General features: G+C 50.6%; 26 protein-coding genes and 1 tRNA gene. 11 read left to right on the top strand and 16 right to left on the bottom strand.

The annotated features are described in order from the left end of the window. Window positions 1-419: 419 nt before the first annotated feature. Window positions 420-1,064 (top strand): hypothetical protein, encoded by a 645-nt coding sequence (locus D6783_02130; protein RME53336.1) that lies wholly within the window; start codon window positions 420-422, stop codon window positions 1,062-1,064. 49 nt (window positions 1,065-1,113) lie between these two features. Here D6783_02130 and D6783_02135 read toward each other — a convergent pair. From D6783_02135 to D6783_02160, 6 genes are all read right to left on the bottom strand, one after another. Next, window positions 1,114-1,185 (bottom strand) — tRNA-Arg (locus tag D6783_02135). A 110-nt stretch (window positions 1,186-1,295) separates the two neighbouring features. Then, entirely contained in the window at window positions 1,296-1,634 is a 339-nt protein-coding gene (locus D6783_02140) for a hypothetical protein (protein RME53337.1), read from the bottom strand. Further along, complete coding sequence (locus tag D6783_02145; GenBank protein ID RME53338.1) at window positions 1,631-2,152, bottom strand: hypothetical protein; 522 nt, start codon at window positions 2,150-2,152, stop codon at window positions 1,631-1,633. The genes D6783_02140 and D6783_02145 overlap by 4 nt, the downstream gene beginning before the upstream one ends. Window positions 2,153-2,293: 141 nt before the next feature. Then, window positions 2,294-3,859 (bottom strand): hypothetical protein, encoded by a 1,566-nt coding sequence (locus tag D6783_02150; protein RME53339.1) that lies wholly within the window; start codon window positions 3,857-3,859, stop codon window positions 2,294-2,296. A gap of 337 nt (window positions 3,860-4,196) precedes the next feature. Beyond that, on the bottom strand, window positions 4,197-4,781 hold the full coding sequence (locus D6783_02155; protein RME53340.1) for a hypothetical protein: 585 nt from the start codon (window positions 4,779-4,781) through the stop codon (window positions 4,197-4,199). 393 nt (window positions 4,782-5,174) lie between these two features. Then, window positions 5,175-5,369 carry a hypothetical protein gene (locus D6783_02160; protein RME53341.1) on the bottom strand — a complete coding sequence of 65 codons (195 nt, stop codon included), beginning with the start codon at window positions 5,367-5,369 and terminating at the stop codon, window positions 5,175-5,177. On the opposite strand from D6783_02160, the gene D6783_02165 reads away from it, so the two are divergent. Next, entirely contained in the window at window positions 5,368-6,291 is a 924-nt protein-coding gene (locus D6783_02165) for a transcription initiation factor IIB (protein ID RME53342.1), read from the top strand. The genes D6783_02160 and D6783_02165 overlap by 2 nt on opposite strands. A 121-nt stretch (window positions 6,292-6,412) precedes the next feature. Here the strand turns inward: D6783_02165 and D6783_02170 are convergent, their stop codons facing one another. The 3 genes from D6783_02170 to D6783_02180 all read right to left on the bottom strand — a co-directional run bounded on the left by D6783_02170 (window position 6,413) and on the right by D6783_02180 (window position 11,414). After that, window positions 6,413-7,564, bottom strand: coding sequence for a methyltransferase domain-containing protein (locus D6783_02170; protein RME53343.1), 1,152 nt, complete (start codon window positions 7,562-7,564; stop codon window positions 6,413-6,415). Between the two features lie 57 nt (window positions 7,565-7,621). After that, entirely contained in the window at window positions 7,622-8,104 is a 483-nt protein-coding gene (locus D6783_02175) for a hypothetical protein (protein ID RME53344.1), read from the bottom strand. Window positions 8,105-8,234: 130 nt separating this feature from the next. Beyond that, a complete protein-coding gene (locus D6783_02180; protein ID RME53345.1) occupies window positions 8,235-11,414 on the bottom strand; it encodes an isoleucine--tRNA ligase in 3,180 nt (1,059 codons plus the stop codon). Between the two features lie 235 nt (window positions 11,415-11,649). On the opposite strand from D6783_02180, the gene D6783_02185 reads away from it, so the two are divergent. From D6783_02185 to tpiA, 4 genes are all read left to right on the top strand, one after another. Continuing rightward, a complete protein-coding gene (locus tag D6783_02185) occupies window positions 11,650-11,961 on the top strand; it encodes a hypothetical protein (protein RME53346.1) in 312 nt (103 codons plus the stop codon). Window positions 11,962-12,096: 135 nt separating this feature from the next. Further along, on the top strand, window positions 12,097-12,468 hold the full coding sequence (locus D6783_02190; protein RME53347.1) for a hypothetical protein: 372 nt from the start codon (window positions 12,097-12,099) through the stop codon (window positions 12,466-12,468). An 81-nt stretch (window positions 12,469-12,549) separates the two neighbouring features. After that, entirely contained in the window at window positions 12,550-13,485 is a 936-nt protein-coding gene (gene lgt / locus D6783_02195) for a prolipoprotein diacylglyceryl transferase (GenBank protein ID RME53348.1), read from the top strand. Between the two features lie 75 nt (window positions 13,486-13,560). After that, window positions 13,561-14,295, top strand: coding sequence for a triose-phosphate isomerase (gene tpiA, locus D6783_02200; protein ID RME53349.1), 735 nt, complete (start codon window positions 13,561-13,563; stop codon window positions 14,293-14,295). Between the two features lie 125 nt (window positions 14,296-14,420). Here tpiA and D6783_02205 read toward each other — a convergent pair whose 3' ends face one another. After that, window positions 14,421-14,687: a hypothetical protein gene (locus D6783_02205; GenBank protein ID RME53350.1), complete on the bottom strand. Its 267-nt coding sequence runs from the start codon at window positions 14,685-14,687 to the stop codon at window positions 14,421-14,423. On the opposite strand from D6783_02205, the gene D6783_02210 reads away from it, so the two are divergent. Next, window positions 14,682-14,993: a hypothetical protein gene (locus tag D6783_02210; protein RME53351.1), complete on the top strand. Its 312-nt coding sequence runs from the start codon at window positions 14,682-14,684 to the stop codon at window positions 14,991-14,993. The two genes, D6783_02205 and D6783_02210, sit on opposite strands and share 6 nt — an antisense overlap. Window positions 14,994-15,155: 162 nt before the next feature. On the opposite strand, the gene D6783_02215 is transcribed toward D6783_02210, so the two are convergent. Further along, window positions 15,156-15,380, bottom strand: a complete 225-nt coding sequence (locus D6783_02215; protein ID RME53352.1) for a hypothetical protein — start codon at window positions 15,378-15,380, stop codon at window positions 15,156-15,158. Further along, entirely contained in the window at window positions 15,377-15,883 is a 507-nt protein-coding gene (locus D6783_02220; GenBank protein RME53353.1) for a hypothetical protein, read from the bottom strand. Before D6783_02220 ends, D6783_02215 begins: the two co-directional genes overlap by 4 nt. Before the next feature lie 309 nt (window positions 15,884-16,192). Here D6783_02220 and D6783_02225 point away from each other — a divergent pair, with 309 nt between their 5' ends. The 4 genes from D6783_02225 (at window position 16,193) to D6783_02240 (ending at window position 19,248) form a co-directional block, all read left to right on the top strand. Further along, on the top strand, window positions 16,193-17,131 hold the full coding sequence (locus tag D6783_02225) for a stage II sporulation protein M (GenBank protein ID RME53354.1): 939 nt from the start codon (window positions 16,193-16,195) through the stop codon (window positions 17,129-17,131). A 102-nt stretch (window positions 17,132-17,233) separates the two neighbouring features. After that, window positions 17,234-17,581, top strand: coding sequence for a hypothetical protein (locus tag D6783_02230; GenBank protein RME53355.1), 348 nt, complete (start codon window positions 17,234-17,236; stop codon window positions 17,579-17,581). 244 nt (window positions 17,582-17,825) lie between these two features. Then, on the top strand, window positions 17,826-18,401 hold the full coding sequence (locus D6783_02235; GenBank protein ID RME53356.1) for a 30S ribosomal protein S19e: 576 nt from the start codon (window positions 17,826-17,828) through the stop codon (window positions 18,399-18,401). Window positions 18,402-18,696: 295 nt separating this feature from the next. Continuing rightward, window positions 18,697-19,248, top strand: a complete 552-nt coding sequence (locus tag D6783_02240; GenBank protein RME53357.1) for a 50S ribosomal protein L31e — start codon at window positions 18,697-18,699, stop codon at window positions 19,246-19,248. A 94-nt stretch (window positions 19,249-19,342) separates the two neighbouring features. On the opposite strand, the gene D6783_02245 is transcribed toward D6783_02240, so the two are convergent. The 4 genes from D6783_02245 to D6783_02260 all read right to left on the bottom strand — a co-directional run bounded on the left by D6783_02245 (window position 19,343) and on the right by D6783_02260 (window position 24,145). Further along, window positions 19,343-19,651 (bottom strand): hypothetical protein, encoded by a 309-nt coding sequence (locus D6783_02245; protein RME53358.1) that lies wholly within the window; start codon window positions 19,649-19,651, stop codon window positions 19,343-19,345. A gap of 442 nt (window positions 19,652-20,093) precedes the next feature. Continuing rightward, window positions 20,094-20,405: a 30S ribosomal protein S10 gene (locus D6783_02250; GenBank protein ID RME53359.1), complete on the bottom strand. Its 312-nt coding sequence runs from the start codon at window positions 20,403-20,405 to the stop codon at window positions 20,094-20,096. Window positions 20,406-20,506: 101 nt separating this feature from the next. Further along, window positions 20,507-21,790 (bottom strand): translation elongation factor EF-1 subunit alpha, encoded by a 1,284-nt coding sequence (tuf, locus tag D6783_02255; protein ID RME53360.1) that lies wholly within the window; start codon window positions 21,788-21,790, stop codon window positions 20,507-20,509. A gap of 171 nt (window positions 21,791-21,961) precedes the next feature. After that, complete coding sequence (locus tag D6783_02260; protein RME53361.1) at window positions 21,962-24,145, bottom strand: elongation factor EF-2; 2,184 nt, start codon at window positions 24,143-24,145, stop codon at window positions 21,962-21,964. Between the last annotated feature and the right edge of the window lie 25 nt (window positions 24,146-24,170).

Raw genomic sequence — 24,170 nt, forward strand, 5'->3', positions numbered from 1 at the left:
AGGGCGTTTATGGTGGGTGTTAAGGGTGGTAACGAAGAGTGGAAGTGAACTGTGTTTTTATTTATATGCTTTTTGGTTTTTGACACCAAGCAACAAACCAACACACTCAACCAAAAAGAGTAATTGAAAAAGGTTCTTTATATATCTTATGGTTATGGGTTCAAACAACCATGAACAAACGCCTAAAAAATTTCAGCCAAAACAATCATGTTTAAAAATCTCCGGTTAGCCTCAGCTCCAATCAAAAACACAAAAAAGAAAGAGAAAAACAACAACGAAAAGAAGCGCCTTAGAAAAAGTATAAAAACACAGTTCACTTCCACTCTTCGTTACCACCCTTAACACCCACCATAAACGCCCTCGCAAGCACCGCATACCTCCAACACGCCAACCCATATTCGCACCCAACCGCATCGACCATGACGTCCGCCACCATCTCAGCACGAAAATACCTTGTCATCTTTGTCATAGCAGTGCTGTACAGTGCGTTTGTCTTCACCCTCGTACAAGCCATTTACCCCTGGCCTGAGCATGAAGACTTCTGCAAAGAACGACAAGCAAGACCGTTCCCACCAACAACCCAGCAGCGTTGTCCCTACAATGCAAGCTTGGAAGCGTTGCGTGAAGCATGCATCCATCAAGACGGGATACCAAGAGATCAACTCGGAGAGGACGGATGCCCCCGAAACATCACGTGCGATTTCTGCAACAAAGCATTTACGCAAGCCAAGAAAACCCACGCACTCATCTACTTCTTCATCACAGCACTCCTCGGCGCACTCTCCATCATCGTAGGGCTTCTCCTCCCCCCCAGCAAAACAGTCAATGAATGGATTGGGTCAGGGCTCCTTCTCGGAGGACTCATCGTCATCTTCGGCGGCACCATCATCACCATCACCGATCTGCAAAGCTACCTCAGGCCTATCGTACTCTTTGCGGAACTGCTGCTCGTCATCTACCTCGCATACATCACCTGGGGAGACCAAGACAGGGCAAAAGAACCAAAAGAAAAAAATCATCCCGCAAAAACGAAGAAAAGGCAGCGGAAAAGAAGAAGCACGTAACCGCCCACGCAGAACTGGCGCACGCAGAAATGAGGAAAGAAAAAACAAATGCCCCCGCCGAGAATCGAACTCGGGCCTCAAGGTCCGCAACCTTGTATTCTATCCACTAGACTACGGGGGCGCAAACAAACACTGCTCCTCAACGAACCCCGCTTTCTTTAAAAACCTTATTCTCCCCGCAACCCGTTTTGACCAACGAAGCACAAGGATTCCATCCACGCCAACAAGCCGTTACGACAAAAACACCACGACCGAGATGAGCAGCCACCACGCAACCGCTTCAAGGAAGAACGTTCGAGATTTTTTCTGTCGAGAAATTTGCAGCGCAACAACACTCCCTCTGCAAAGCAAAGAAACAAAAAATGCAGAGAGCACCTCAAGCAAGCTAGCAAGGCCGCCAAGCTTCAAGACGAAAAAAAGAACGGACACGCCCAAGGAGAGTAAGAACCCAATTTGGAAAAAAAACAATCCAGACGCGACTTCCTCCCCCGCCCAAACAAACAACACCCTGCCCAGAAAAAACCCGCTCGCTGTCAAGAAGCTTAAAAGAAGCAACACCAGAACGCTCATGTCGGCCTCCCGCACGGCACCCCGCCAACGAGCAACTCGTCACTCCCAATACCAACTTTCTCACCAATGGGGATGACACGTCCCTCGGCGTCCTCTACCACAATGCAAAAGTCTTCTTGAACACCTAATTCCTGCTTGACCTCTTCGTAATCCATCTCAGCAATAGCCTTCAATGCCTCAAGATCAACGCCGTCTTCCCGAATAGCATGCTCCATGGCCAATCGCTTTGCAATCAAATCGCCGGACTCTTCAAGCGCAGCAACGCCTCGCGGACTCTGCAAACCACCCAAAGCCAACCACGTCAGCAAAAGCCCGAGCCCAAGAACAACCAAGATAAGAGCGAAATTATGATCGGGGCGCTCTGAGACGAACGGAAGCTGCCTGAGCAAATCGCTAGCATCTCTCGATGTTGCGGAGGAAGGATGGCGCTTGCTCCCTCTCCTAACGCGCCCGCCACGCCGAGGGGCACCCCTTTGAACGCTCCGCCGTCCATCCTTCTTGCGTCTTGTCTGAACCATTGAACGCGAAAACCTTTATCAAACCCTGCACAACATCGCGTCAAGCACGAGCTCTATAACTACTGGCTCTATAAATACTTTTTTGTTCCCAAAAACTCTTCCATCACCCCTAAACAAGAACAACAAACAAGTCATCAACGCCTATGAAATCGACGTGGGGTTGTTTGTTTCCTTTGCAGAACCAATCAACCCTGTTGCATCAAGAGGCGTGAGCATGCACAACCAATCTTCCCCGCTCAACGTTTCAGCTCCACTCAGGACATCACTCCTCCCCTGCGCCAGGAGCAAAATCTGCTCGGGAGACAACGCGCGAGTAACGTAGATAACGTCATCAATTGAGCCATTCCAGTCGTTCATGCCCCGATGGCCCGTTCCAATATACATTCTCTCGCGCTCATTATTCACGTTGGGCGGAGGGCGCATCCTTCCATACGGGATGATCGTCGTGTTGACCAAAACACCGTTAATGAATTGAGAGAGGTTAGCCTGGGGCGTCGGCGGCCCACTCACCCGCTGGAACGTCACAGCGTAATGCGTCCACGTATTCAAGGGTATGGCTGCGCCTGCAGGGAACGTCTCCCCCCAGCTATACTGGTACCGCTCCACATAAATTGTCGAACTATTCGAAAACACCCGCCAACTCTCATTACGATACACAAGACCTCTTCCCTGCGGGTCGGCATAATCCTTCTGATACACCCACAACGCAAAAGAAAAATCTCTCTGGTCCTGAGTAGAATCGAGGTCTGGGGACTCAACCTCAAGCCAATGATGCCCCCTTGACGTGTTTCCTTCAAAAGAAAGCACGCCAAGCCTGCTTCCCAACTGCTCCTCAAAAGAAGGGCGTCTCGCAGACAACGCAGTGCGCAGCCGTCCATCATTCCCCCGCCCGCTCACATCCACGACTGTCGTGTCAGCAGGATTTGAAGGCTTCGTCATAGGAAAGAAAAAATCCCAAAGCTGCTGGTCACTCAACAACCTCCACGACCCAGCAAGGATGATGAAATCGCCATTCGGGTCCTGAGGATTCACCGCCTGGCAAGTCAAGTCCTCAGAACTCAAAGCGGTCGGGAACGGAACAATTTGAACACTATCAATACTCGGAGGCGACGGGAGCGCGGGACACCCATTGTCTGGCGTGCCATCGCAATCTTCGTCAATCCCGTTATTACAAATCTCTGGCCTGCCCTGCGCGTACCCCGTACTGGGAGGCGCGGGCGTGGAAGGATTGCAATCGCAATACTCGCTCGCGGCAAAGGAATTAATGTACGGATTGTTATCATTGCAATCAACCCCGCCACAATCCACCACGTCCGAGAGCTGACCGTCACCATCCTCATCACAATCGAGAACTTCGCCACACGGCGTCCCAGAAATAAGCAACTCGTCACTACCCACGCCAGTCCGCTTTGCAATGGTGATGAGCTCCCCGTCACTGTTTTCAAGAGAAATACAAAACGGATGTTCTTCCTGAAAGAGCTCTTGCAATTCAGGAAAACTCAACTCGCTCAGCTGCGCCAAGCGCTCAAGGTCAACCTCGCCATTTCGTATTATTGCATTCGGCCCCACCGAAAGTTTTTCAGCAAGGCGGTCAGACGACACTCGTAGCGTTGTCACCTCCTTCTCAACATCATCAGGAGTGAGGATGAGCGTTAAAACAACGCCTGCTAAGAGCAGAAACACGAAAACAGCAATGACCAAATCCATCGACCACGCCTGCCCTCTCTTCTGCCAACACCTTCCCCGAAGGGGCAGGGGCGCAAGTATGAAAGAGCAACAGAGAACCACCGCCCGAACAAAGCCGCCGGCCGCCCGGGAACGGCTGCCGATCCGGCTCCCCATTCGGCACTCACAACGCTCACCTCTTTTCGAACCACGACACCCGCGCATGGCTTCCTTTGAACAAGACACCTTTTAAAATGTTTTGTGTTTTCTCGCTCTCGGTTTTGAAACAACACAGCACTTTCCCCTCGGACGCTTCTAAAGCCACCAACGCCAAACATCGACGAACGCGCAACGCTTGTGCCCAGAAAAACACTCGTGCTTACGTCTCAGACTCCTGTCTCAATGTTTGAGACGTATATGGAGAACCTGCACCTTCTGCTTGAGCGTCTTGTACGAGAGAACGTAAATTTTCATAAAACTTCTTCTTTTGACGCGCTTCGCTTCTTAGAACATAACTGCCAAATCCCATCTGCCCCAAACCAATCGCTCCTAGCAAACCCAGACATACAGGGTATAGTGGTTCTTCTGGTCTGGCTTTATCTTTTAACATGCGCTCTATTTGTTCTTCCACATTGTCCAAAACAGGTCGGAAAATATATGGTCTTCTGGACTCTCCAATTTGGTCGCGTATCTCTAGCAATTCCTTTTCTAATGCACTCACGTCCTTCTTGAATGCATCATTTTGTTCTACTAGCTGAAGCGTTCGTAGTGTAAAATCAATGGCCTCTTTCGGAGTTTCTCCTTGATATTCTTGCAAATAGGCAGACGCTGCTCTCAAGAACTCAACTTCCGGTCCTGCTTCTCTTCTAACATAATCAGAAGCAAACCATCCTGCGCAAGCAAGCGCTGCAACACCGCTGAGGAAGGTGAGGATTCCCTCTTTTTCGTCTAAGTATTCGAGCATACGGGTGGGGAGGCGCACTTACTTTATAAACTTTTCGATTGTTTACTACTTTACAGTAAATGTGTTCGAAAGGGTGGGTGATATCAAAGAATTTTTTCGAAAGTGAGGAAAAATGCTCTTCTGAATCCCCTGCACCGTAACACTCCTGCAACGCCCTTCGGGCTTAGCAGGCTGCTTTAAAACCCTGAGGGGAAGAGCAAATCCTACTAATTTATCTCTGTTCCTCTCCATCTTGCCGTCCTACTCTGCTTGCGTATTCTACCGAGTTCGTTTTAAGAAAACAGCCTTGTCTGAACACACCAAGGATGAACAGAACGAACCTAGCGAAAAGTTTATAAATGACTTGCTGTTCTCCTATTTAAATTTATCGGGGGTTAAATCTATATTTTTGCACTATAGCTTGTGAAACATCGAAATTAACCCGAGCAGCACGTACAACACCAAACCCGCCAAAAACCCCCCCCTCCCAAGAGCAGAAGGGGAGGAAACGCGAGCACCAAGCCACCAAGCGAAAACAAAAACCACCCCAGCAAACCAACAAAACACAAGCATCCAAACGAGAAGAAAAGGAGGAACAAACACCACCATGAGCTTTGTCAAAAAATGCCCGGAATGCGGCGGCATCAACCTCTTCTGGAACAAAGAAAAAGGAGAAATCATCTGCCGAGACTGCGGCCTCGTCGTCGAAGACAAAATGGTCGACTTCACCCAAGAATGGAGAGAATTCGACTCTGAAGCTGCAGCAAAGAAACGAAGAACAGGAGCGCCCATCAGCTACACGCACTACGACCAAGGCCTCGGCACCGACGTAGGCAGAAAAGAAGACCTCTACCAACTCGGAGGCAAAACCAAGAACAAATTCTTCCGCCTCCGCAAATGGCAGCAGCGCATTAGCACGGCCATTGAACGAAACCTCAAACTCGCCCTCTCGGAACTAAAACGCGTTTCGAGCTACCTCAAACTACCCGGCTCGGTAGAGGAAGAAGCATCCCGCATCTACACCCTCGCAGTCCAAAAAGGACTCGTCCGCGGCAGAAGCATGGAGTCAGTCGTCGCCGGCGCGCTCTACGCCGCCTGCAGACGCCACGACGTCCCAAGAACCCTTGACGAACTCAGCGAAGCGTCAGGCATAGAGAAAAAAGAAATAGGAAGAACGTACCGGTTCATAACACGAGAACTCGGCATTAAAATCCTTCCAAGCAACCCTGCAGACTACATCGCCCGCTTTGCCAGCGCCCTGAAACTCACCGCCGAGACACAGAGCAGAAGCATTGAAATCATAGAAGAGGCGCAAGATGTCGAACTCACCTCAGGACGAGGACCCACCGGCATCGCCGCGGCGGCGCTCTACGTAGCCGCACTTATCAACGGCGAAAAAAGAACTCAGCGCGAAGTGGCCGACGTGGCCGGCGTAACGGAAGTAACCATCCGCAACCGCTACAAAGAACTCCTCTCGCGCCTTGAATTAGAAAAAGAAATAAAAAAAGTCAAGAAGAAAAAAGCAATCTGAAGAACAACGCTTCTTGACACCAACCCGTGCAACAACCCACGAAAACATCCCATCGGCACGCGATGCTTTGCTCCCTGCTTCGAACTTCAATTCTCCGGCCAACCTCCTTCCCTCAATCCGTTCACTCCTTCAAGCCAAAAACCCCCAAAACATCCTCCACCGTCGCCGAGCCCTTCGCATAAGCCCGCATCACCTCCCGCACTGCACCAACCCTCACGGCCAAACCTTTCTCTTGTAACACGGGAAGCACGCCCTTGCAACAAAGGTACTGGCAGAACTGCGTCACATTTCTTCTCCTCACAGATTTTCTAGCACGCTCAAAATCAATCAGAACAGGAACATTTCCACGAACCAAGATGTGCTTGTACGGGTTCGTCATCTCGCCCTTCTCCCAACCAGCATCATCAAGGATGGAAAGCTGACGGAACACAAGGCGCAAAACCGGAACAAGCTCCTTGGCCGTGTGCGTCAACAAGAAGGCACCAATACGAACGCCATCAATCCACTCCAACGCCAACTCATCAACCACCTTGTTTTCCAGCCAAGGAGGACCGCCGACACCCAGAAGAGAAGGACCAATCCCCAGCGCATTCACCTCCTCCAAGACACGAGCCTCATGCAAAAGGTGCCCACGAAAGCGAGGGGTTCTTGCCCGCTTCACCGCCACACGCCTGCCCTGACGTGTAGCACGAAACACCACACTGCGCTTCCCCCAATGCAACGCATCAGGGGCATCATGACGAAGCACATATAACAAAACCTCTTCGAAATCAAACGTGACCGCGTCTATGCACTGAAACGCGAAAGCCTCATGCCGAAAAACAGCTTCCAGTTTTTTCGGTCTGCTCCGAGAACTCGCAACGAGCAAGATACTGCCTTGCGGTCGAAGAAATGCCTTCGCCTCGCGAACGAACCGCGCACTCCACTCCCACCCCTCAACGCCCCCATCCAAAGCAAGATCTTCATACCCGCGCTCGAGGGGGAGGTAAGGCGGATTGCAAAGGATGCAGTCAAACTGGCCCTTCACCCTCGAGAAAAGATCCGACTGCACAACGGAAACGTTCTGGAGCGAATGAGCCACGCGTTCTTGTAGCGCAGCAACCGCCTCGGGGTTCACGTCAACAGCGACGACCTCCTTGGCGAACTTTGCAGCCTCAACAGCCAAGACGCCCGAGCCCGTCCCCATATCCAGCACGCGACCCTTCGCATAGGAGGGAATATGCCTGCGCAAGAGAAAAGAGTCCTCCCTTGGCTCATACACTCCCGATGACATCAACAAAACCCCCTACCAACCAACAAAAAAACGTTCTTGAAAACCCGCTCCTTCTCATTACTCTGCCTTTCGCGGAAACATCTTATCAGCAAGAGATAAAAACTCCTTAATCCTGTTGAGAATGGCCGCAAGAAAATACTTCTCAATATGCTCCTCAAAAATCTGCAAGAGCGGCGCGTTCTCTTTCACTCTGTACGTTGAACGAACCTTCTCTACAAGAAACAAATCGCGCAACCTCAACAACTGCCGCCGAATGTTAGACGGAGCGATTCCCAACAAAGGAAGCTTTGCCTTCTTCCGATACTCAATAACACGCTTCTCAATCTGCGCCGACGTTAACTCCTCTTTCGCGTCGAGCATCACATGCAGGACATCAACCATCACGTCTCTCGAATCACCCGGCTGAAGAAGTCCTAAACTCAGACAAATCTTTCTCACCAACTCACGCTGCCTAGCAAGCCCTGGCTTTTCATACTTTCTCAGCGTAATTTCAGCAAGAGGAGTATCAACAGCAACTTTTAAGCCACCCTGTTTTGCCAATAAACATCCCCCCAACTAAAACTTTTGAAAAACAATTAAATCCTATGAGTGAACAACCACTATTTATAGTTTTCTCCTTCGAGATTTCAGCAAGAAACAACGCCGACCACTGCTTCTCCAAAATAAACGACTACAACCGATCAAAAGAGACAGCCACGTCACGCCCCTTTATAGCAAAACGCTCCAAGGGCGCAAACCCCCTCGGAGGCCTATCCAGCAACTCTAAACGCTCCGCGCCAACTTTCTTTTGCAAATACTCCTTCCAAGAGGAAAGCTCACCACAAGCAGAGGTGACAACGGTCAGAACAATTTTATGCTCCCTCGAGAGACCCTCTCGCTTGCGAAGCGCCTGCACTCTTCTGACAACCTCCCTGGCAAACCCTTCAGCTTCAAGTTCAGGATCCTCCTCCACGTTGAGCAATACCACACCATCATCCATCTTCGCAAGAACAAACCCCCCAGGAGGAACGAGCTCAATCTCAAAAAACTCTTGCCTGAATGCGAAGCCGCCGAGGGAGAACAAAACCCCGCTGCCGGCAGGACCGTCCCTCTCCGCACCCTCCTTCTTTGCACTGCCTATTCCTAAACCCGCCTTCTCAAGCGCCTGCACCACCTTTGCCTCTTCTTTTTTGAGCAAGGTAAGCACATCACCCGTTTGCTCTCCAAACGCCTTGCCAAGCTCCCGATAGTTCGGCTTGAAAGAAACACGCAAGGGCACGTTTCGCACCACAACAGACTTCACATTCAACTGCCGTTGCAAAAGGGGCGAGAGCGTCTCAACAGCTGACTTCACCTCTTCGCGCTCGGACATTACGACAAGCTCTTTGCACGGCCAGCGAACACCCCTCTTCGCCTCGTCGCGACACGCTAAACCCGCCTGCAACACGCTCTGACCAACGGCAAACAAGCGCTCCACAGCACTATCCCCCCCCGGTCCCGCAGCGGGGTAGCGCTCTAAATGAACAGACTCCTTTGCAGGGAGCACTCGTGCAAGATCCTGATACACTTTCTCACTCATATGAGGACAGATCGGCGCGAGGAGAACGCAAACGCGTTGCAAGCACGCTGCAAGAATGCTCAAAGGCTGCGCTTCATGTTCCAAGCGCTCCCGGACAAACTGCACATACCCCCTGCTCAAATCGTTCACGACAAAATCAAACAACGCCCTCCCTGCTTGATGAAGCTCAAACGCCTCAATACCCTCGACCACGAGCTTCGTCACCGTCTTGAGCCGTGACAACACCCACTCGTCCTCAAGCGCTTGCGGCTTCACCTCAGGCAGGCGAACCTTCTCCTCCCGCTCCTTCCCCAAGACGAGCTCATGCAAGTTCCAAAAAATTGAGAAGAACTTAAACACTTCTCCAGTAATAATTTCCTCGTTAAAACGCTCAACCTGATACGGCGCCACGTTCCAACAATAATAAAACCGAACCGGATCAGCACCCAACCGCTTCAAAACATCCTTTGCACTAACAACATTGCCGACCGACTTGGACATCTTCTCTCCTTTCGCGTCCAAAACCCACCCGGGCATAGAAACGGTTTTGTACGGCGCCTTGCCAAAGACAGCCATTCCGCAAAACATAAGCGAATAGAACCACCCGCGAATCTGATCTTGCGACTCATTCACTCTGTCGACAGGGTAGTGCTTCTCAAAACACACTTTCCCCTTGAACGGAAATCCCAGGGACGCAAACGGAGCAACACCAGAATCAAACCACACATCAAAAATCTCGCTTGTGCGCCGCAACTCCTTTCCAGTCTTCCGCGAGCGAAGCACCACTTCGCTTGCCGCATGCAAATCAAAATGAGCAGGGAGCGGCTTTTTTGCAAGGGCCTCCAACTCCTCGCGAGAACCCACCACAACCACTTCTTCACCGTCCTCGCTCTTCCAAATAGGAAGGGGAATCCCCCAAAACCTTTGACGGGAAAAATTCCAATCCTCAGCGTTGGCAACCCACGACGCGAACCGCTCCTTAGCAAACGACGGCTGCCAGCAAACACGATCATTCGACGAGAGCATCGCGTCTTTTAAGGGATCAATTTTGATAAACCACTGCCGGCTCAATCGAAAAATCAAAGGAGACTTACAACGCCAACAAAGAGGATAGCTATGCTCAATGCGCTCGTACTTGAGCAGCTTCTTCTCCTTGTGCAAATGCTCAGCAATATCATGATCAGCGTCTTTCACAAACGTTCCGTTAAAGGGAGCAGCATCCGCTGTTAACTTCCCCTCCTCGTCAACAGGGCTCAACTCAGGCAACCCGTAATGCTTCCCAACTTCATTATCCGTCTTTCCATGCCCCGGCGCGGTATGAACAAGCCCAGTACCCTCCTCGTCCGTAACGAAATCCTCAAAAAGATCCTTGCTCGCAACGCGCTTCTTCGTTCCTACCTTGCTAGCGACACGCTGCTTGAGCAAGCGAAGAGACATCACCACGCGCAGCGCCTTTGGATCGTCTGCGAGGCGCCTCTGACAAGGAACATCCAACAACGGTTCATACGCAACGCCCTCCAACTCGCTACCGGGAAACGTTTCCAAAACCTCGTACGCCAAGCCCATCTCGTCCAAGAGCTCCAAACGACGCTTAGCCAGAATAAGGACGCCCTCTTTCGTCTTGGCCCGCACATACGTCTTTTGTGGATGCACAGCGATAGCAACATTGGCAGGCAGCGTCCACGGTGTTGTCGTGTACACTAAGAGAAACTCATCCTCCTTCCCTTTCACCTTGAACTTGACAATAACGGAAGGGTCAGAAACATTCTTGTAGCTGTCGGTAGTCTCATACCCTGCAAGAGACGTCTGGCACTGAGGACACCAATGAACCGGCCTTGTTCCCTCATACACCAGCCCTTTCTCCCAAATTTGCTTAAACCCCCACCACGCCGACTCAATGTACGAGTTATCATACGTCAAGTACGGCTCCTTCCACGCATACCACGACCCCAGCAACTCATACGTTTCCATCCACACGTCTTTGTTCATCGTCGCGTTTTCCCTGCACGCGTTCATGAACGTCCGAATACCTATTTTCTCAACATCCTTCTTGCTTTTGAGCTTCAGTTTCTTCTCAACCTTGTTTTCAATAGGCAATCCGTGCGTGTCAAACCCTGGCTGGAAGAGCACGTCCTTCCCTTGCAACTGAGCAAAACGCAAATACAAATCCTTGTAAATCGTGTTTCTAATGTGGCCAATATGCGGCGCGTCATTCGCGTAAGGAGGCCCATCCAACAAGAAGTACGCCTTGCCACCCTTGTTCTGCGCCTCGAGCTTCTTAAGAAGATCAATACGCTTCCAGAACTGACGCATCTGCTCTTCAACAACTCTAAACCTGAAATTTACCGCCACAACTAATCACCTTTACAACTTCACTTCGGCCGCCCAGAGAGCCTCGCACATCCCTTAAAAACTTTTCGTCGAGCAGAAACATAACTGCCAAACGAAAACAAGCACGAAGACGCGCCACCGCTTCGCCCTCGACGATGCTCCAAAAAAGCGATAACTATTTAAATACAGAATTAAAGAGAAAAGAGAGGCGGTCCATATGGCAATCCTTCGACGCGTTAACCCCATGAGCCTTGCAAAATATACTACTGTCTTCTTCGCCCTCTTCGGCCTTGTTTCAGCAATCTTTCTCATATACCTCGCAGCATCAATCGGCGGCAGCGTGGAAGAAGGAGCCCGCGCACTCGGCGAAGGCTACACAACAAGCATCCTCGAAGACTTCAACTACAGCGCGCTCATCATCATGCCCGTCCTCGGCGGCGTTATAGGCTTTCTCACCGGCGCAATCGTTGGAGTCGTGTACAACGGGCTCTCCTTCCTCTTCGGAGGCCTCGAAATCGAACTCGACTAAAGAAGACGACTAACGAAGGAACGCGAGGGAGAGACGAAGCGCGAGCGACGCCTTGCAACACGAAAGCAAAACACATCGCCGCCACCAGCCATTGTCCATTGCCAATCGCTCAGGCAGGGAACGCCTGCAAGACCTATGACACACGCAAGAACCCACGTAAAGACGCTGAACAAAGCATGCCCGCTCTGCAACGGCGACGTGAGAGGAACAAATGCCCACGGCTACTTCTGCCCCCACTGCAACCTCCTTTTCAAACGCAGAAGCTTGGTCCTCGCAAGAGGACGCAGAGAAGCAAGAGCGCTTGTGGAACAACATTTCAGCGAAGACTACACGTCCATACAAGAACTCTACCGCAATGATGGCCTTCGCACAATCCACTTCTCTCGAGACACCTCCCACCTCAAAAAAATCATGAAGGAACGAACCCAAGAAAAAAACCTTCAGACACTCCTTGACGCGATCTCACTCGACGAGACCAACGCCTCTTCGAACACGTCCTACCCGTAAGCGCAGGACGAGAACAAAAATAACCCAAAGACCGAGACGCGCCACCACGCGCCACCATCGAGAAACCCGCCTTACCCGCTCATGATTTGGCTGCCACCAACGATCTTCAGCATCGGCCCAGTTACCATACGGCTCTACGGGCTCGTCTATGCACTCAGCTTCCTCGCAGGCTATGTTTACCTCAAGAGTGCAGCCAAGCGAGGAACCATTCCGGGCCTGCGAGAAGAACAAGTAGAGACGCTTCTTCTCTGGCTCATCACAGCAATGATTATTGGATCTCGAACCGTGTTTTTTGGCATCTACCGCCCAGACCTCATCACAGCAGACCCGCTCCGGTTCCCGCTCACCTTCCTCGCCCTCTGGGAAGGAGGCATGTCCTTCCACGGCGCCCTCGCAGGCATGATCATCGCCGCACTCATCTTCTGCAAAAAACACCACGTATCCTTTCTCTCCCTCGCCGACGCTGCAGCACTCCCCGCCGCCCTCGCCCTCTTCTTCGGCCGCATCGCGAACTTCGCAAACGGCGAACTCGTCGGAACACTCACTTCTGTTCCTTGGTGTATCGATTGGAGCACCAACCCCTACCTCACCAACCCTCCCGGCGGTTGCCGCCACCCCAGCCAACTCTACGAAGCAGGAAAAAACCTGCTCATCTTCGGCATTCTCGCTTTTCTCTCTCGCAGGCAAGCAAGAAGCGCGCAACCGAGGCGATCACGCAAAACAAGCCACAAGGCAAGCTACACGGCACCCTCCAAACTGCGTGTTAACACTTCCTACGTTAAGACCTCCTACAAAGAAGGCTTTATTTTTTGGAATTTCATCCTCCTCTATGGCCTCTTGCGCTTCCTCGTCAACTTCTTTCGCGACGATCCGCGCTGGCTTGGAATCAGCACCGGCCAGGCACTCTCCCTCCTCATGGTGCTTATCGCTGCAGTGGCGCTTATTAGAGGAAAACCGTGGAAAACACCGGCCATTCCGAAAAAAAGCAGGAAAACCGAGCAAAAACCTTCGCCGTGAACGCGCGAAATTCGCCGAGTACGTCATCGAAAAAAAGAAAAAACATAAAAGCACCTATCAAATAAAGAAGCACAAATGAACACCACAACCAAACCAGCTCACAGAACAAAACCTCCCAGCGCCAAGCAAAAGAAGAACGCGCCTCCCATCGTCATCATTAACTTTAAAACATACCCCCTCGCAACAGGGGAGCAAGCCGTTAGGCTGGCTCGACTCTGCCAGCGAGTTGCCCGAAACTACTTCGTCGACCTGCGTTTGGCAGTCCAAGCAACAGACATAGCCAAAGTCGCGCGCGAAGTAACCCTCCCCATCTACGCCCAGCACGTTGATCCATTCAAACAAGGAAGCCACACAGGATGGATAACACCAGAATCCGTCAAAGCAGCAGGGGCGAGAGGAACCCTCCTCAACCACTCAGAGCACCGGCTTGGCATAGACGTTCTAGAGGAAACAATCCACCGCGCAAAAGAAGCAGGACTCTTTGTCGTTGCCTGCGCGAACTCCCCCGACGTTGCAGCAGCAATAGACGCCCTCAACCCGGACTGCATAGCGCTCGAACCACCCGAACTCATCGGAGGAGAAGTCTCTGTCAGCCAAGCCAAACCAGAAATCATCACAGAAGCCGTACACAAAGTCATCAACCACACCAACTGCGAACAACTCCTCGTAGGCGCCGGCGTTAAATCAGCCGAGGACGTCACCACTGCACTCAGCCTCGGCGCACAAGGCGTGCTCATCGCAAGCCACATCGCCAACAACCCAGATCCCGGCCGCGTCCTCGAAGAACTCCTTGAACCTTACAAAAAATAATACCAACAAGGACGACAAGGAACACAAGCGCGTTCAAAGACAGTAAAGCGCCCAGGACAGCCGTTTCTTCAAACGTCTTCTTCAAGCGTCTTCAAAAACGCACCCCTTCACTACGACATCATGAACTAGTTCACGTTCACATGAACCGTCCGGGGACTATCGTACACCTTAAAACCAGCCCTGCCAGGGCAGTCCACCCCCCCAGGCCCGACAGCGTAGTAGCACACGTAAACCGTATAGCTGTACTTCCCCCTCGGCGCGTCGGAAGGCACAGAAACCAAGAACACCATTTGCGCATTCTCGTTAAACGACAAAACATAATCACGATCAATCATCACAACCCACTCCTGCGGGTCAACCCCCGCAGGCAACGTAGCAGATCCTTCATGCAACGGCGAAAAACCCGCAAAATCGACCACGACGCTAAACCGCGTCTGAGCAGGCGTAGTGAACACGTTCCGAAAACCCACTGGGAAGACGGGCAAGTCAACACAACGCTCAGAACACGAAAAGAAATGGACAAGCCCACTACTACCAGCGCTTTTCGACAAGTACGGCAAGAAAATAATCTCACCCCTCCCCAACTCGCGCTCCATTCGCTGTGCCATCTCATTCGTCACGGAACACTCAACGACCTCACCAGCACACATGACCTTGCGCAAAATAAGAAGGCTGCTTCCAAAAATAACCAAACCTAAAATAATCACGACAAGGGAAGTAATGGAGAGCGCAAACCCGCGCGAGAACCGCCGTTCCCCCCGGCGCGGCACTGAACGAGCCAACGAAGACCTCTTTGCCCGCGCAGCGCTACACTCATCTTGGTTGTAGCTCTTCCACGGCAAACACCTCATCACACTACCTCACCGTCTCACGTGAAACCATTTTAGAAGGAGAACCAAGAAAAAGAAGAACAAACAAATCCCTCCAAAGAACAACCAAAGCCAAAGCCACGTCTGCTCGTCACTCACCAAGAGCTGCCAGAGACCAAGCAAGACGAGAAAGGTACCAATCCAGAGAAACTTATCCAAAACAAGCTTCAAAATCTGGAACTCCTCCTCACGAGAGAGCACTAGCTTCGTCGTCATCGTTCAACACTCATCGTAATCTGGCGCTCAACAACCACTTCGTCCGTGTACGAATTCGTCACGGGATCAAACTTCACCGCCTGCAAACTACAAATATACTCGCCAGGAAGGATATCTTTTCCTGCAATATCCCCCAAGGCAGGATCATCAATGTTCTTCGCGTTCACAAAAATGCTGTACCCGGCTTTTTGCCCCTTCTCAACGCGCTGGTGCAGCGTCGTCATCCGAGGAATGGGCTTGTACGCGGGGTCCTCGCCCGTGACGCAGTTCCCAATGAAAATCCCCACATCCACAGCGCCCTCGCCACCGTTATAGAGGCCAACTTCTAACTTTTTACTCTTTCCTGACTTAATGCGAAAATCATTTCCCTGCCGGATGACAAGCGGGTCGTTGGCGTTCGGGTCAAGACCGATCTTCGCCACTGCAATGGCGCTTGCCGTGTTCTCCTCGAGGCTTCCGAAGAAATTCCTAATAAACGCAATCCCCAGCCCCAGCAAAATCATCGCCATAACAAGAATAACGATTGCTTGAATACTCAAATTTAATGCTCCGCGTTTCATTCGTTCCACCTCGCCGCAAGCCGCGCTCCCAACGAATAAACCAAAACAAAGGGCAACATCCAAGAGAGGGGCAGGCCAATCCTGCTTCTCAAGGCCGGCTTTTTATGCGTTTTCACAAACACTGCAACAAACTCTTTCTCTCCTTAAGAGATTTATAAACTTTTCTATGCGTTCAACGTCTGCGAGAGGACAGCGCAGGAACAACACCGAAAAGAAAATATTTAAAAAACTCCTTTGCAAAAATGCACAGGTATGGTTCTAGAAAAACTCCTACCCGAACGGGTTCTTGAACGGCGCCCCCTCTACGCATTCATCGTCGGTATCGTCTACTCAGTTGTTGGCATTTTTCTCGCAAAACTCCTCTTTCCAGAAGACCCCGCGCTCGTTTCGGTCGCGTTTATCTCCCTTCTCATCCTTCCCGAACTCTACAAACTCTTTTCAACTGAAGAAAGGAAGGAAAAAGCTGAACGAAGAATAACACTTAAAAATCTTTACAAAGACAATAAGGACCTTCTCAGACTCTACCTTGTCCTTTTTTTCAGCATTTTCTTCACCTACGCGGTCCTGACCATGTTCCTCAGCGATTTCGAAAGCAACCGGCTGTTCTCAAAGCAACTCAGCGTTCGCACATCAACAGGGAACGCGGCAGACAGGGGAGGACTCTCAGGACTCGTCTCAAGAGGAATCTATTGTGAAGACGCCTCCCTTCGCCGCCTCCCAGCAAACTCCTTCCCAAGCATGACGTGCCTCTACTCCAAAATTTTCTTCAACAACCTCAGCGTTCTTGCCGCGTGCTTCTTCCTCGCGCTCATCACCGGTGATGGAGCCGTCTTCCTTATTACCTGGAACGCGTCCGTATGGGGGACAATCTTTGGCTGGCTCGCAAAAAACCTCTCTCGCTATTTTGAAACAGCCCACCCCCTCGGCTTTTTCTTCACCATCCTTGCCATTGTCCTTCCCCACATGACTCTTGAAGCGCTAGCGTATATTATGGCAGCGATCTCTGGCGGAACCATCTCAAAAGATGTTGTTCTGGAACGCCTCGACAGCAAACGCTTCAACAAAGTGTTCGCCTACAACATGCTCCTCCTCCTCGTCGCCCTGCTCATTCTCCTCATCGCAGCAGGTCTGGAAACTGGCGTTCTCACCTACTCGACAACGTACCAAAGCCTCCTTCGCTTCGTACGCTGAATCCGCGTGCATCTCTCTCCGATCACGCTCAACACAACCAAGCCCGCTATGCTCAGCGTTCAGGCGAAAGTTATTTAAAGCAGAGACGCCTTAAGCAGCAATATGGACAAAAATGCCTTCCTCGCCGTCGTAGCGATAACGGCTATGGTCATCCTCGTAGCCCTCACCATACAAGCAAAAAACCAAGCAATAAGCGCTAAGACCGGCCAAGCGAGCACACACTCTCCTCTTACAGGAAAGGCAATAGCGGAGCCGTCTACGCAATACCACGCTAACACCGCACCAGCAAAGGCCCAGCCTCAAGCCACCTGCACTCCTGGAAAAGACGTCCTCGCCAGAATCAGCCAACACAAAGTAACCTATACCGATGAGTGCACAGCTCTAAAAAACCGTTGGGACATCGTCTCCTACACACCCCATCTTGTTGACACCTCCGCCTTCTCTTCATAAGCCCTGCCAAAGGCCCTCGTACCCTCTTCTACAAAACCGTTACCTTTATAAATAAACCTGGGCTCTCGTCGAGTGAGTTGTCCGCCGGGCACGCGATTCTCTCCCGGTACTCCCTACCCACGAATGAGGCGAGAGAAGCGTGAACAAAACCCTTTTAGGGTTGCAAAATCCAAGAATACAACTATTTATGCCCTACCAAAAAAAGAAGAAAAAAAATTTCAAGAAAAAAACAAGGTGATGCCCATTGCTCCAAACGGTACCAACGAACACGCTCATTGAAGCAACAGCAAAAAAACTCAAAAAAGACATAACTCCTCCTAGCTGGGCATCCTTCGTAAAAACAGGCGCCCATAAAGAGCGGCCACCCGCGCATCCCGACTGGTGGACCATCCGCGCCGCAGCCATCCTTCGCACCGTCTGCCTCAGAGGTCCTATCGGCACGGAAAAGCTCAGAATAAAATACGGAGGAAAAGGTAACCGAGGCGTTAAGCCGGAACACTTCACCAAAGGTTCGGGAAGCATCATCAGACACATCCTCCAGCAACTCGAAAAGGCAGGATACCTTGCAAAAGGAGAAAAGGGAACCCATAAAGGAAGAGTCATCACAAAAAAGGGACTTCTCCTCCTCCATCAAACAGCAAAGGAAATCAAAGAATCAAAAAAGTCCACGCCTATCACACAACAAAAAACCCCACAAACAACGCAAGCAACTCACAAAAAACACAAAGCACCAGAGCCAACAAAACAGGCGGAACAAAACCAACAAACACATCAAAGTACAGAACCTACAAAGAAAGAGTCAAGTCAAGCGGAAGCATAAAAAAAACAAATACACAACCTCTCTTCCGAAAATACACACTCACAAAAAAAGCATCAAGAAAAACACAACGAAAAAAACACGCGAGACTCATGGCAACGTACAAACACGCCAACAGAAAACAACGCCTCATCAAGCACAGCAAACAAACCCGCTGGGCGCCCTTCTGGACGGTGCCAAAAATTTACGGGAAGGGAAGACGCATCCACCCAGGGCGACACACTGAAGTGAAGAGGAGCTGGCGAAGAAACAAACTCAAAAAAGTCTAAAAAAATACGAACGAGCGTAAAATAAGGCAATGGCAGAACAAAAAAACAAAACAACGGAGCGGACCTACACCATTCCGCTACGCAAGAGCTTCATAACCAAGCCAAAGCATGCCAGAGCAAACCGAGCAATACGCACAATCAAAGCGTTCATCAGCCGTCACATGAACGCAAAAAATGCGGAAGCAGTACGTATTGGACAAGAACTCAATAAAACAGTCTGGAAGCAAGGCATCCGCAACCCTCCAGGAAAAGTCACCGTAACGGCGTTCAAAGAAGACGACATCGTCAAAGTCGAACTCGCAGGGACGGCGTGGGTTGACGCTGTAAAGCCAGCCCCTAAAACAGAAAAAGGTGGAACCCTCAAAGACAAGCTCACAGGAGCCCTCAAACCAACAGAAACGGAAACGCCACCCGCCACCTCTGCCGCAACACCGAAAAAAACTGAGGATCACAATAGCACAAAAAAACAAGGAGACAGCAAAGAAAAACCCAAAGAGCAAGCAAACAAAAAAACCTCTGCTAAGAAAGAAACAACCTCCCCAAAAAAGCAACACTCCCAGAGCACACGAGAAACGCAGTGAAGCGCCTGCTCAAAACAACAATGTACTCAACGTTTCTTCTTGAAAAAACGTAGTTTCTCAGAAAACCTTCAATTAACAGCCTACAATCACCTAATTACTTTAAAGAAACCGCAGAGAGAAGCTTTTTTAGCGCGGCGTCAAGAACAACAAACAAATTATGATCGGTCAAGATGACCGTCTCAGTCTTCCCATCAAGCTCTGCCTTCACATGAATTTCAAACTTCTCCGACCCCTCCTGCTTGTGCACGGGCTTCATCGTCACGGTCAACTTACGAAACCCATCTCCTTTCATATCAGCAAGCTTCCTTGCATAAGAACCAACAATCTTCTTAACCACCACTAACTCAGCAGGGTCTCGCTCGCGAAACCCAACCAGCACAATATTACCTCCCAACTCAATCATCCTCAACACCACTCTCCGAACACGTGACGCTCAACAGGAAAAAACCCTGCCAGCGCAGCCAGCAGGGGGAGAGACAATAGAAAGTCCTTTTTTGCGACGAAGGTGATTTCCATATCTCTCCAAACTATTAACATACCTTCTCGTTTTTAAATCTTACGGATTTTTGCATACTAACGTGTCCTTCCAAAAAAAGGAGAAAAAACAAAGAAACTGAAAAAAGAAAAACGCCGTGGCCCGGATTCGAACCGGGGATCCCAAAAGGGACGAGATGCCTCAACAACAACGCAAAACACCCGCAAGGTGCTGCCTTGCCTTTTCCAGTCTCGCGCAATACCAGGCTATGCGACCACGGCAACAGCAAAAAAATCCCGACGTGCCAACCCCCTTCTTGCTAAACGTGCCAAACCAAAACGCGCCCTGCCAATGAGAAAACAAAATCATCTCAAGAATCAATCATCTCAATCTCAATATTAAGCCCTTCAGGAATAGGAACACGCATCACTAAACGAAGCGCACGCTCATCCAATGCGAGATCAATGAGCCGCTTATGAATCCGCATCTCGTACCGCTCCCACGTCGCCGTCCCATCACCACAAGGAGACCTCCTCGTCGTGACCTTCAACTTCTTACGAGGAAGAGGAATCGGACCGCGCATCACAACACCTGTCTTCTCAGCAATATTTTTGATATACTCGCACGTCTGATTAATCTTGTCAATATCGGTGCTTGCTAACTTAATGCGCGCTTTTTGCATTTCCTTACCCTCTCATGCAACAAGACATGTGCTTGCCATGGTCACATGAACAAAATAACAAAAAAATTTCTTTTTCAAACCCTGCGAAGCAAGCAACCTCCTTACTGCTTCTTCACAAGATCAATGCACATCCCAGCAGCGACGGTCTGCCCGGAATCGCGAATAGCAAACCGGGAAAGCTGCGGAATATCTTTCTGCTTCTCAATGACCAACGGCTGCACAGGCCTGATCTTCACAATAGCAGCGTCACCATTCTTGATGAAGTCAGGATTCTCTTCCAAAACCTCACCAGTAGCAGGGTTGAGCTTCTTCTCAATCTTCTCAAACCTGCACGCGACCTGCGCTGTGTGAATGTGGAAAACCGGCGTGTACCCCACGGTGATAACGTTGGGGTGGTTGAGCACGACGATCTGCGCTGTGAACTCCTGCGCAACAGTGGCTGGGTTTGACTCATCAGAGATGACATCCCCTCGGGCAACGTCCTTCTTCCCAAATCCACGAACGCTGATGCCAACGTTGTCACCCGGCTCTGCCTGCTGAAGCTGCTCATGATGCATCTCAATAGACTTGCACTCACCACGAACACCTTTGCCTTCCCTGCCGGGCATAGCAATAACCTTCTGCCCCACCTTTAAAATGCCGGTCTCAACGCGACCGACAGGAACGACACCGATGCCGGTAATATTGTACACGTCCTGAATCGGCAAGCGAAGCGGCAAGTCAGTAGGCTTCTCCGGCTCCTTGAGGTTGTTAATCGCTTCGAGAAGCGTCGGGCCGGAATACCAACCCATCTTATCCGTCTTCTTCGCCACGTTATCCCCGGGGAGAGACGCAATAGGGACAAACGCGACGTCTTCCGGCTTGAACCCAACAGACTTGAGCAACGCAGAAACGTCCTCAACGACTTTCTTGAACCGAGCCTCATCATAATTCTGCATATCCATCTTGTTCACTGCAACGATGAGCTGCCCAACACCGAGCGTCCTCGACAAGAATACGTGCTCTTTCGTTTGAGCCATAACGCCATCATTTGCAGCAACAACCAACACCGCCGCGTCAGCTTGGGAGGCACCAGTAATCATATTCTTAATGAAGTCTCGGTGCCCGGGCGCGTCGATAATGGTGAAGTAATACTTATCCGTCTCAAACTTCTTGTGCGCGAGGTCAATCGTAACACCTCGCTCGCGCTCCTCCTTCAAATTGTCCATAACAAACGCGAACTCAAAACCGCTCTTTCCAAGCTCTTGCGCCTTTTCCTTGAGCTTTCTCAACGTCTGCTCATCAATGTTGCCAGTATCGAAGAGCAACCTACCAACCGTCGTGGACTTTCCGTGATCAACGTGGCCGATAAAGACCAAGTTTATATGGGGTTTTCCTTTTGCCATTATTACTCCCTCCGTTCTCACCTATCCATTTAAACACATAATAACAACGCACGAACGGAAAAACGAGGGGGTTTTTAAAGATTACTGTTTCTTTTTCTCGAGAAAGCAAGGCGCGCTACTCGCCGGTCCCCCGGCGTGCTTGAACAAAAGAACAAGCACGTCACAAAAAAATCACTGAGGCTGAGCGCCCGTCTCGGTCATCTTCAAACCCTTCCTTGACCGAATAGCATTAATCACTTTAGACTGCAGCTCATCCGGCAAACGCTCAAAGGTCTGATCAACAACAAAACTCGACCCTCGCCCGCCCGTGGCGGAACGCAAATCTGACGCGAGGCCAAACATCTCACTCACTGGCAACTTCCCTTTCACCACCACGGTAGACCCTTCCGTTTGCATATCAAGAAGCTGCCCACGCTTATTACTGATAAGTTTAGAAATCTCGCCCATGAACTCCTCAGGCGCTTCAAACTGCAGGGTTTGCATCGGCTCGAAAATGACAGGACCCGCGTTAAGAATTGCAAGGCGAATACCCTCACGCACCGCAGGGTACATCTGAGCAGGACCCCGGTGAATCGCGTCTTCGTGGAGCTTACAATCAACCAAGGAAACCTTCACTTTAAAGCAAGGCTCGTTCGCAACAGGCCCCTTCTTCATAACATCCTCAAACATATCCATTACCATCTCAATAATCTCACCAATCTGCACAATTCCCCTCGTCTCATCCATCAAAATATTCCCATTAAAGACATCTCGCACATTCCTCGCGCTCTTCGCGTCCCACCCGAGCTCTTGAAACGCACGCCAAATCTCTGTGTCTTTTTTCTTAATCCGCCCTTCAGGAATCGTCCCGTCCTTAATTGCCTGAACAACAGCATCATCAAGAGGCTCAACCTTGAAGTACAGCTTATTATGCTTATTCGGCGACTTCCCTTCCATCGGGTTCGGCGTGGCACGGGTAACCGTCTCTCGATACACCACAATGGGAGGCGAGGTGGTAATCTCAACCCCTTTCTCCTTCACAATCCTGTTTTCAATAACTTCCAAGTGCAACTCGCCCATGCCGCTCATGAGGTGCTCCCCCGTCTCTTTATTGATTTCAATACGAATAGACGGGTCCTCCTTTTGCACCTGGACCAAGACTTCAACAAGCTTGGGCAAATCGGACGGCTTCTTCGCCTCAATCGCCTTTGTGATAACCGGCTCGAAAATATGCGTGATCTGCTCGAAAGGCTCGCACGGCTCAAGAGAAACCGTCTCTCCAGGATATGCGTCCTTCAAGCCACCAACACCAATGATGTTGCCCGCAGGAACATTGTCAACGATCTCCCGCTTAGCCCCATTATAGATGTACACCTGCTGGATGCGCACCTGTGTCTTAGCCCTGTTCAAATATACCTGCACACCCTTCTTCATTGTTCCCGAATACAGCCGCCCAGCAGAAATCTCGCCTGCTTGCGGGTCAATAACGACCTTGATCACCACAAACATAAGCGGCCCGTTCGGATCGCTCTCCCGAAGCGACTTACCCAACGGACTCTCCAAATCCCCATGCCAAATCTTTGGAATGCGATACTGCGCCGCCTCCACAGGATTGGGATGATGCTTCACCACCGCGTTCAACACCACCTCATGAAGCGGCGCCTTCGAACGCAACACTTTCCAATCTCCCTTCTCGTACGCCTCAATAATCTCCTTGAATGAAATTCCTTTCTTTTGCATGTACTGAATAGAAAGCGCCCAATTATGAAACGCAGAACCAAAACACACAGAACCATCCTGAACGTTCACCTGCCACTTCTCACCAAATCCTTTTTCAGCAATCTGCAAAATAAGCTTGTTAACAGCCATGATGTGCTTTACAAAGCGCTCCTGCATCGCTTCAGGCGTGAGCTTGAGCTCCTTGATGAGCCGATCCACCTTATTAATGAATAAAATTGGCTTGACGCGCTCCTTGAGCGCCTGGCGAAGAACTGTCTCCGTCTGAGGCATCACGCCCTCAACGGCGTCAATGAGCACAATTGCTCCGTCAACCGCACGCATCGCGCGCGTCACGTCACCACCAAAATCGACGTGCCCGGGCGTGTCAATCAAGTTAATCAAGAAATCCTCCCCTTCCACGGCGTGCACCATGGAAACAGAAGCGCTATCAATAGTGATGCCGCGCTGCTGCTCATCCTCATGAAAATCAAGCTGAAGCGCACGACCAGCAAGCTCCTCAGACATCATACCCGCTCCACTCAGCAAGTTGTCAGAAAACGTCGTCTTTCCATGATCAATATGGGCGCAAATTGCAATGTTGCGGATATTCTTCGGCTTGTTCATCAACGCCTTGACTCTATCAACCATCTTTGCCATTGTGCTTTCACCTTTCTCCTTACCT

This window comes from Candidatus Woesearchaeota archaeon (assembly GCA_003694805.1).
Classification (GTDB): Archaea; Nanobdellota; Nanobdellia; order Woesearchaeales; family J110; genus J110.

Excerpts from the sequence above, each read along its gene's own strand:
- D6783_02130 (RME53336.1), top strand. The coding sequence starts at position 420 with ATGACGTCCGCCACCATCTCAGCACGAAAATACCTTGTCATCTTTGTC.
- D6783_02140 (RME53337.1), bottom strand. The coding sequence starts at position 1,634 with ATGAGCGTTCTGGTGTTGCTTCTTTTAAGCTTCTTGACAGCGAGCGGG.
- D6783_02145 (RME53338.1), bottom strand. The coding sequence starts at position 2,152 with ATGGTTCAGACAAGACGCAAGAAGGATGGACGGCGGAGCGTTCAAAGG.
- D6783_02150 (RME53339.1), bottom strand. The coding sequence starts at position 3,859 with ATGGATTTGGTCATTGCTGTTTTCGTGTTTCTGCTCTTAGCAGGCGTT.
- D6783_02155 (RME53340.1), bottom strand. The coding sequence starts at position 4,781 with ATGCTCGAATACTTAGACGAAAAAGAGGGAATCCTCACCTTCCTCAGC.
- D6783_02165 (RME53342.1), top strand. The coding sequence starts at position 5,368 with ATGAGCTTTGTCAAAAAATGCCCGGAATGCGGCGGCATCAACCTCTTC.
- D6783_02160 (RME53341.1), bottom strand. The coding sequence starts at position 5,369 with ATGGTGGTGTTTGTTCCTCCTTTTCTTCTCGTTTGGATGCTTGTGTTT.
- D6783_02170 (RME53343.1), bottom strand. The coding sequence starts at position 7,564 with ATGTCATCGGGAGTGTATGAGCCAAGGGAGGACTCTTTTCTCTTGCGC.
- D6783_02180 (RME53345.1), bottom strand. The coding sequence starts at position 11,414 with ATGCGTCAGTTCTGGAAGCGTATTGATCTTCTTAAGAAGCTCGAGGCG.
- D6783_02185 (RME53346.1), top strand. The coding sequence starts at position 11,650 with ATGGCAATCCTTCGACGCGTTAACCCCATGAGCCTTGCAAAATATACT.
- D6783_02190 (RME53347.1), top strand. The coding sequence starts at position 12,097 with ATGACACACGCAAGAACCCACGTAAAGACGCTGAACAAAGCATGCCCG.
- lgt (RME53348.1), top strand. The coding sequence starts at position 12,550 with ATGATTTGGCTGCCACCAACGATCTTCAGCATCGGCCCAGTTACCATA.
- tpiA (RME53349.1), top strand. The coding sequence starts at position 13,561 with ATGAACACCACAACCAAACCAGCTCACAGAACAAAACCTCCCAGCGCC.
- D6783_02210 (RME53351.1), top strand. The coding sequence starts at position 14,682 with ATGCAACGGCGAAAAACCCGCAAAATCGACCACGACGCTAAACCGCGT.
- D6783_02215 (RME53352.1), bottom strand. The coding sequence starts at position 15,380 with ATGACGACGAAGCTAGTGCTCTCTCGTGAGGAGGAGTTCCAGATTTTG.
- D6783_02220 (RME53353.1), bottom strand. The coding sequence starts at position 15,883 with ATGATTTTGCTGGGGCTGGGGATTGCGTTTATTAGGAATTTCTTCGGA.
- D6783_02225 (RME53354.1), top strand. The coding sequence starts at position 16,193 with ATGGTTCTAGAAAAACTCCTACCCGAACGGGTTCTTGAACGGCGCCCC.
- D6783_02230 (RME53355.1), top strand. The coding sequence starts at position 17,234 with ATGGACAAAAATGCCTTCCTCGCCGTCGTAGCGATAACGGCTATGGTC.
- D6783_02240 (RME53357.1), top strand. The coding sequence starts at position 18,697 with ATGGCAGAACAAAAAAACAAAACAACGGAGCGGACCTACACCATTCCG.
- D6783_02245 (RME53358.1), bottom strand. The coding sequence starts at position 19,651 with ATGATTGAGTTGGGAGGTAATATTGTGCTGGTTGGGTTTCGCGAGCGA.
- D6783_02250 (RME53359.1), bottom strand. The coding sequence starts at position 20,405 with ATGCAAAAAGCGCGCATTAAGTTAGCAAGCACCGATATTGACAAGATT.
- tuf (RME53360.1), bottom strand. The coding sequence starts at position 21,790 with ATGGCAAAAGGAAAACCCCATATAAACTTGGTCTTTATCGGCCACGTT.
- D6783_02260 (RME53361.1), bottom strand. The coding sequence starts at position 24,145 with ATGGCAAAGATGGTTGATAGAGTCAAGGCGTTGATGAACAAGCCGAAG.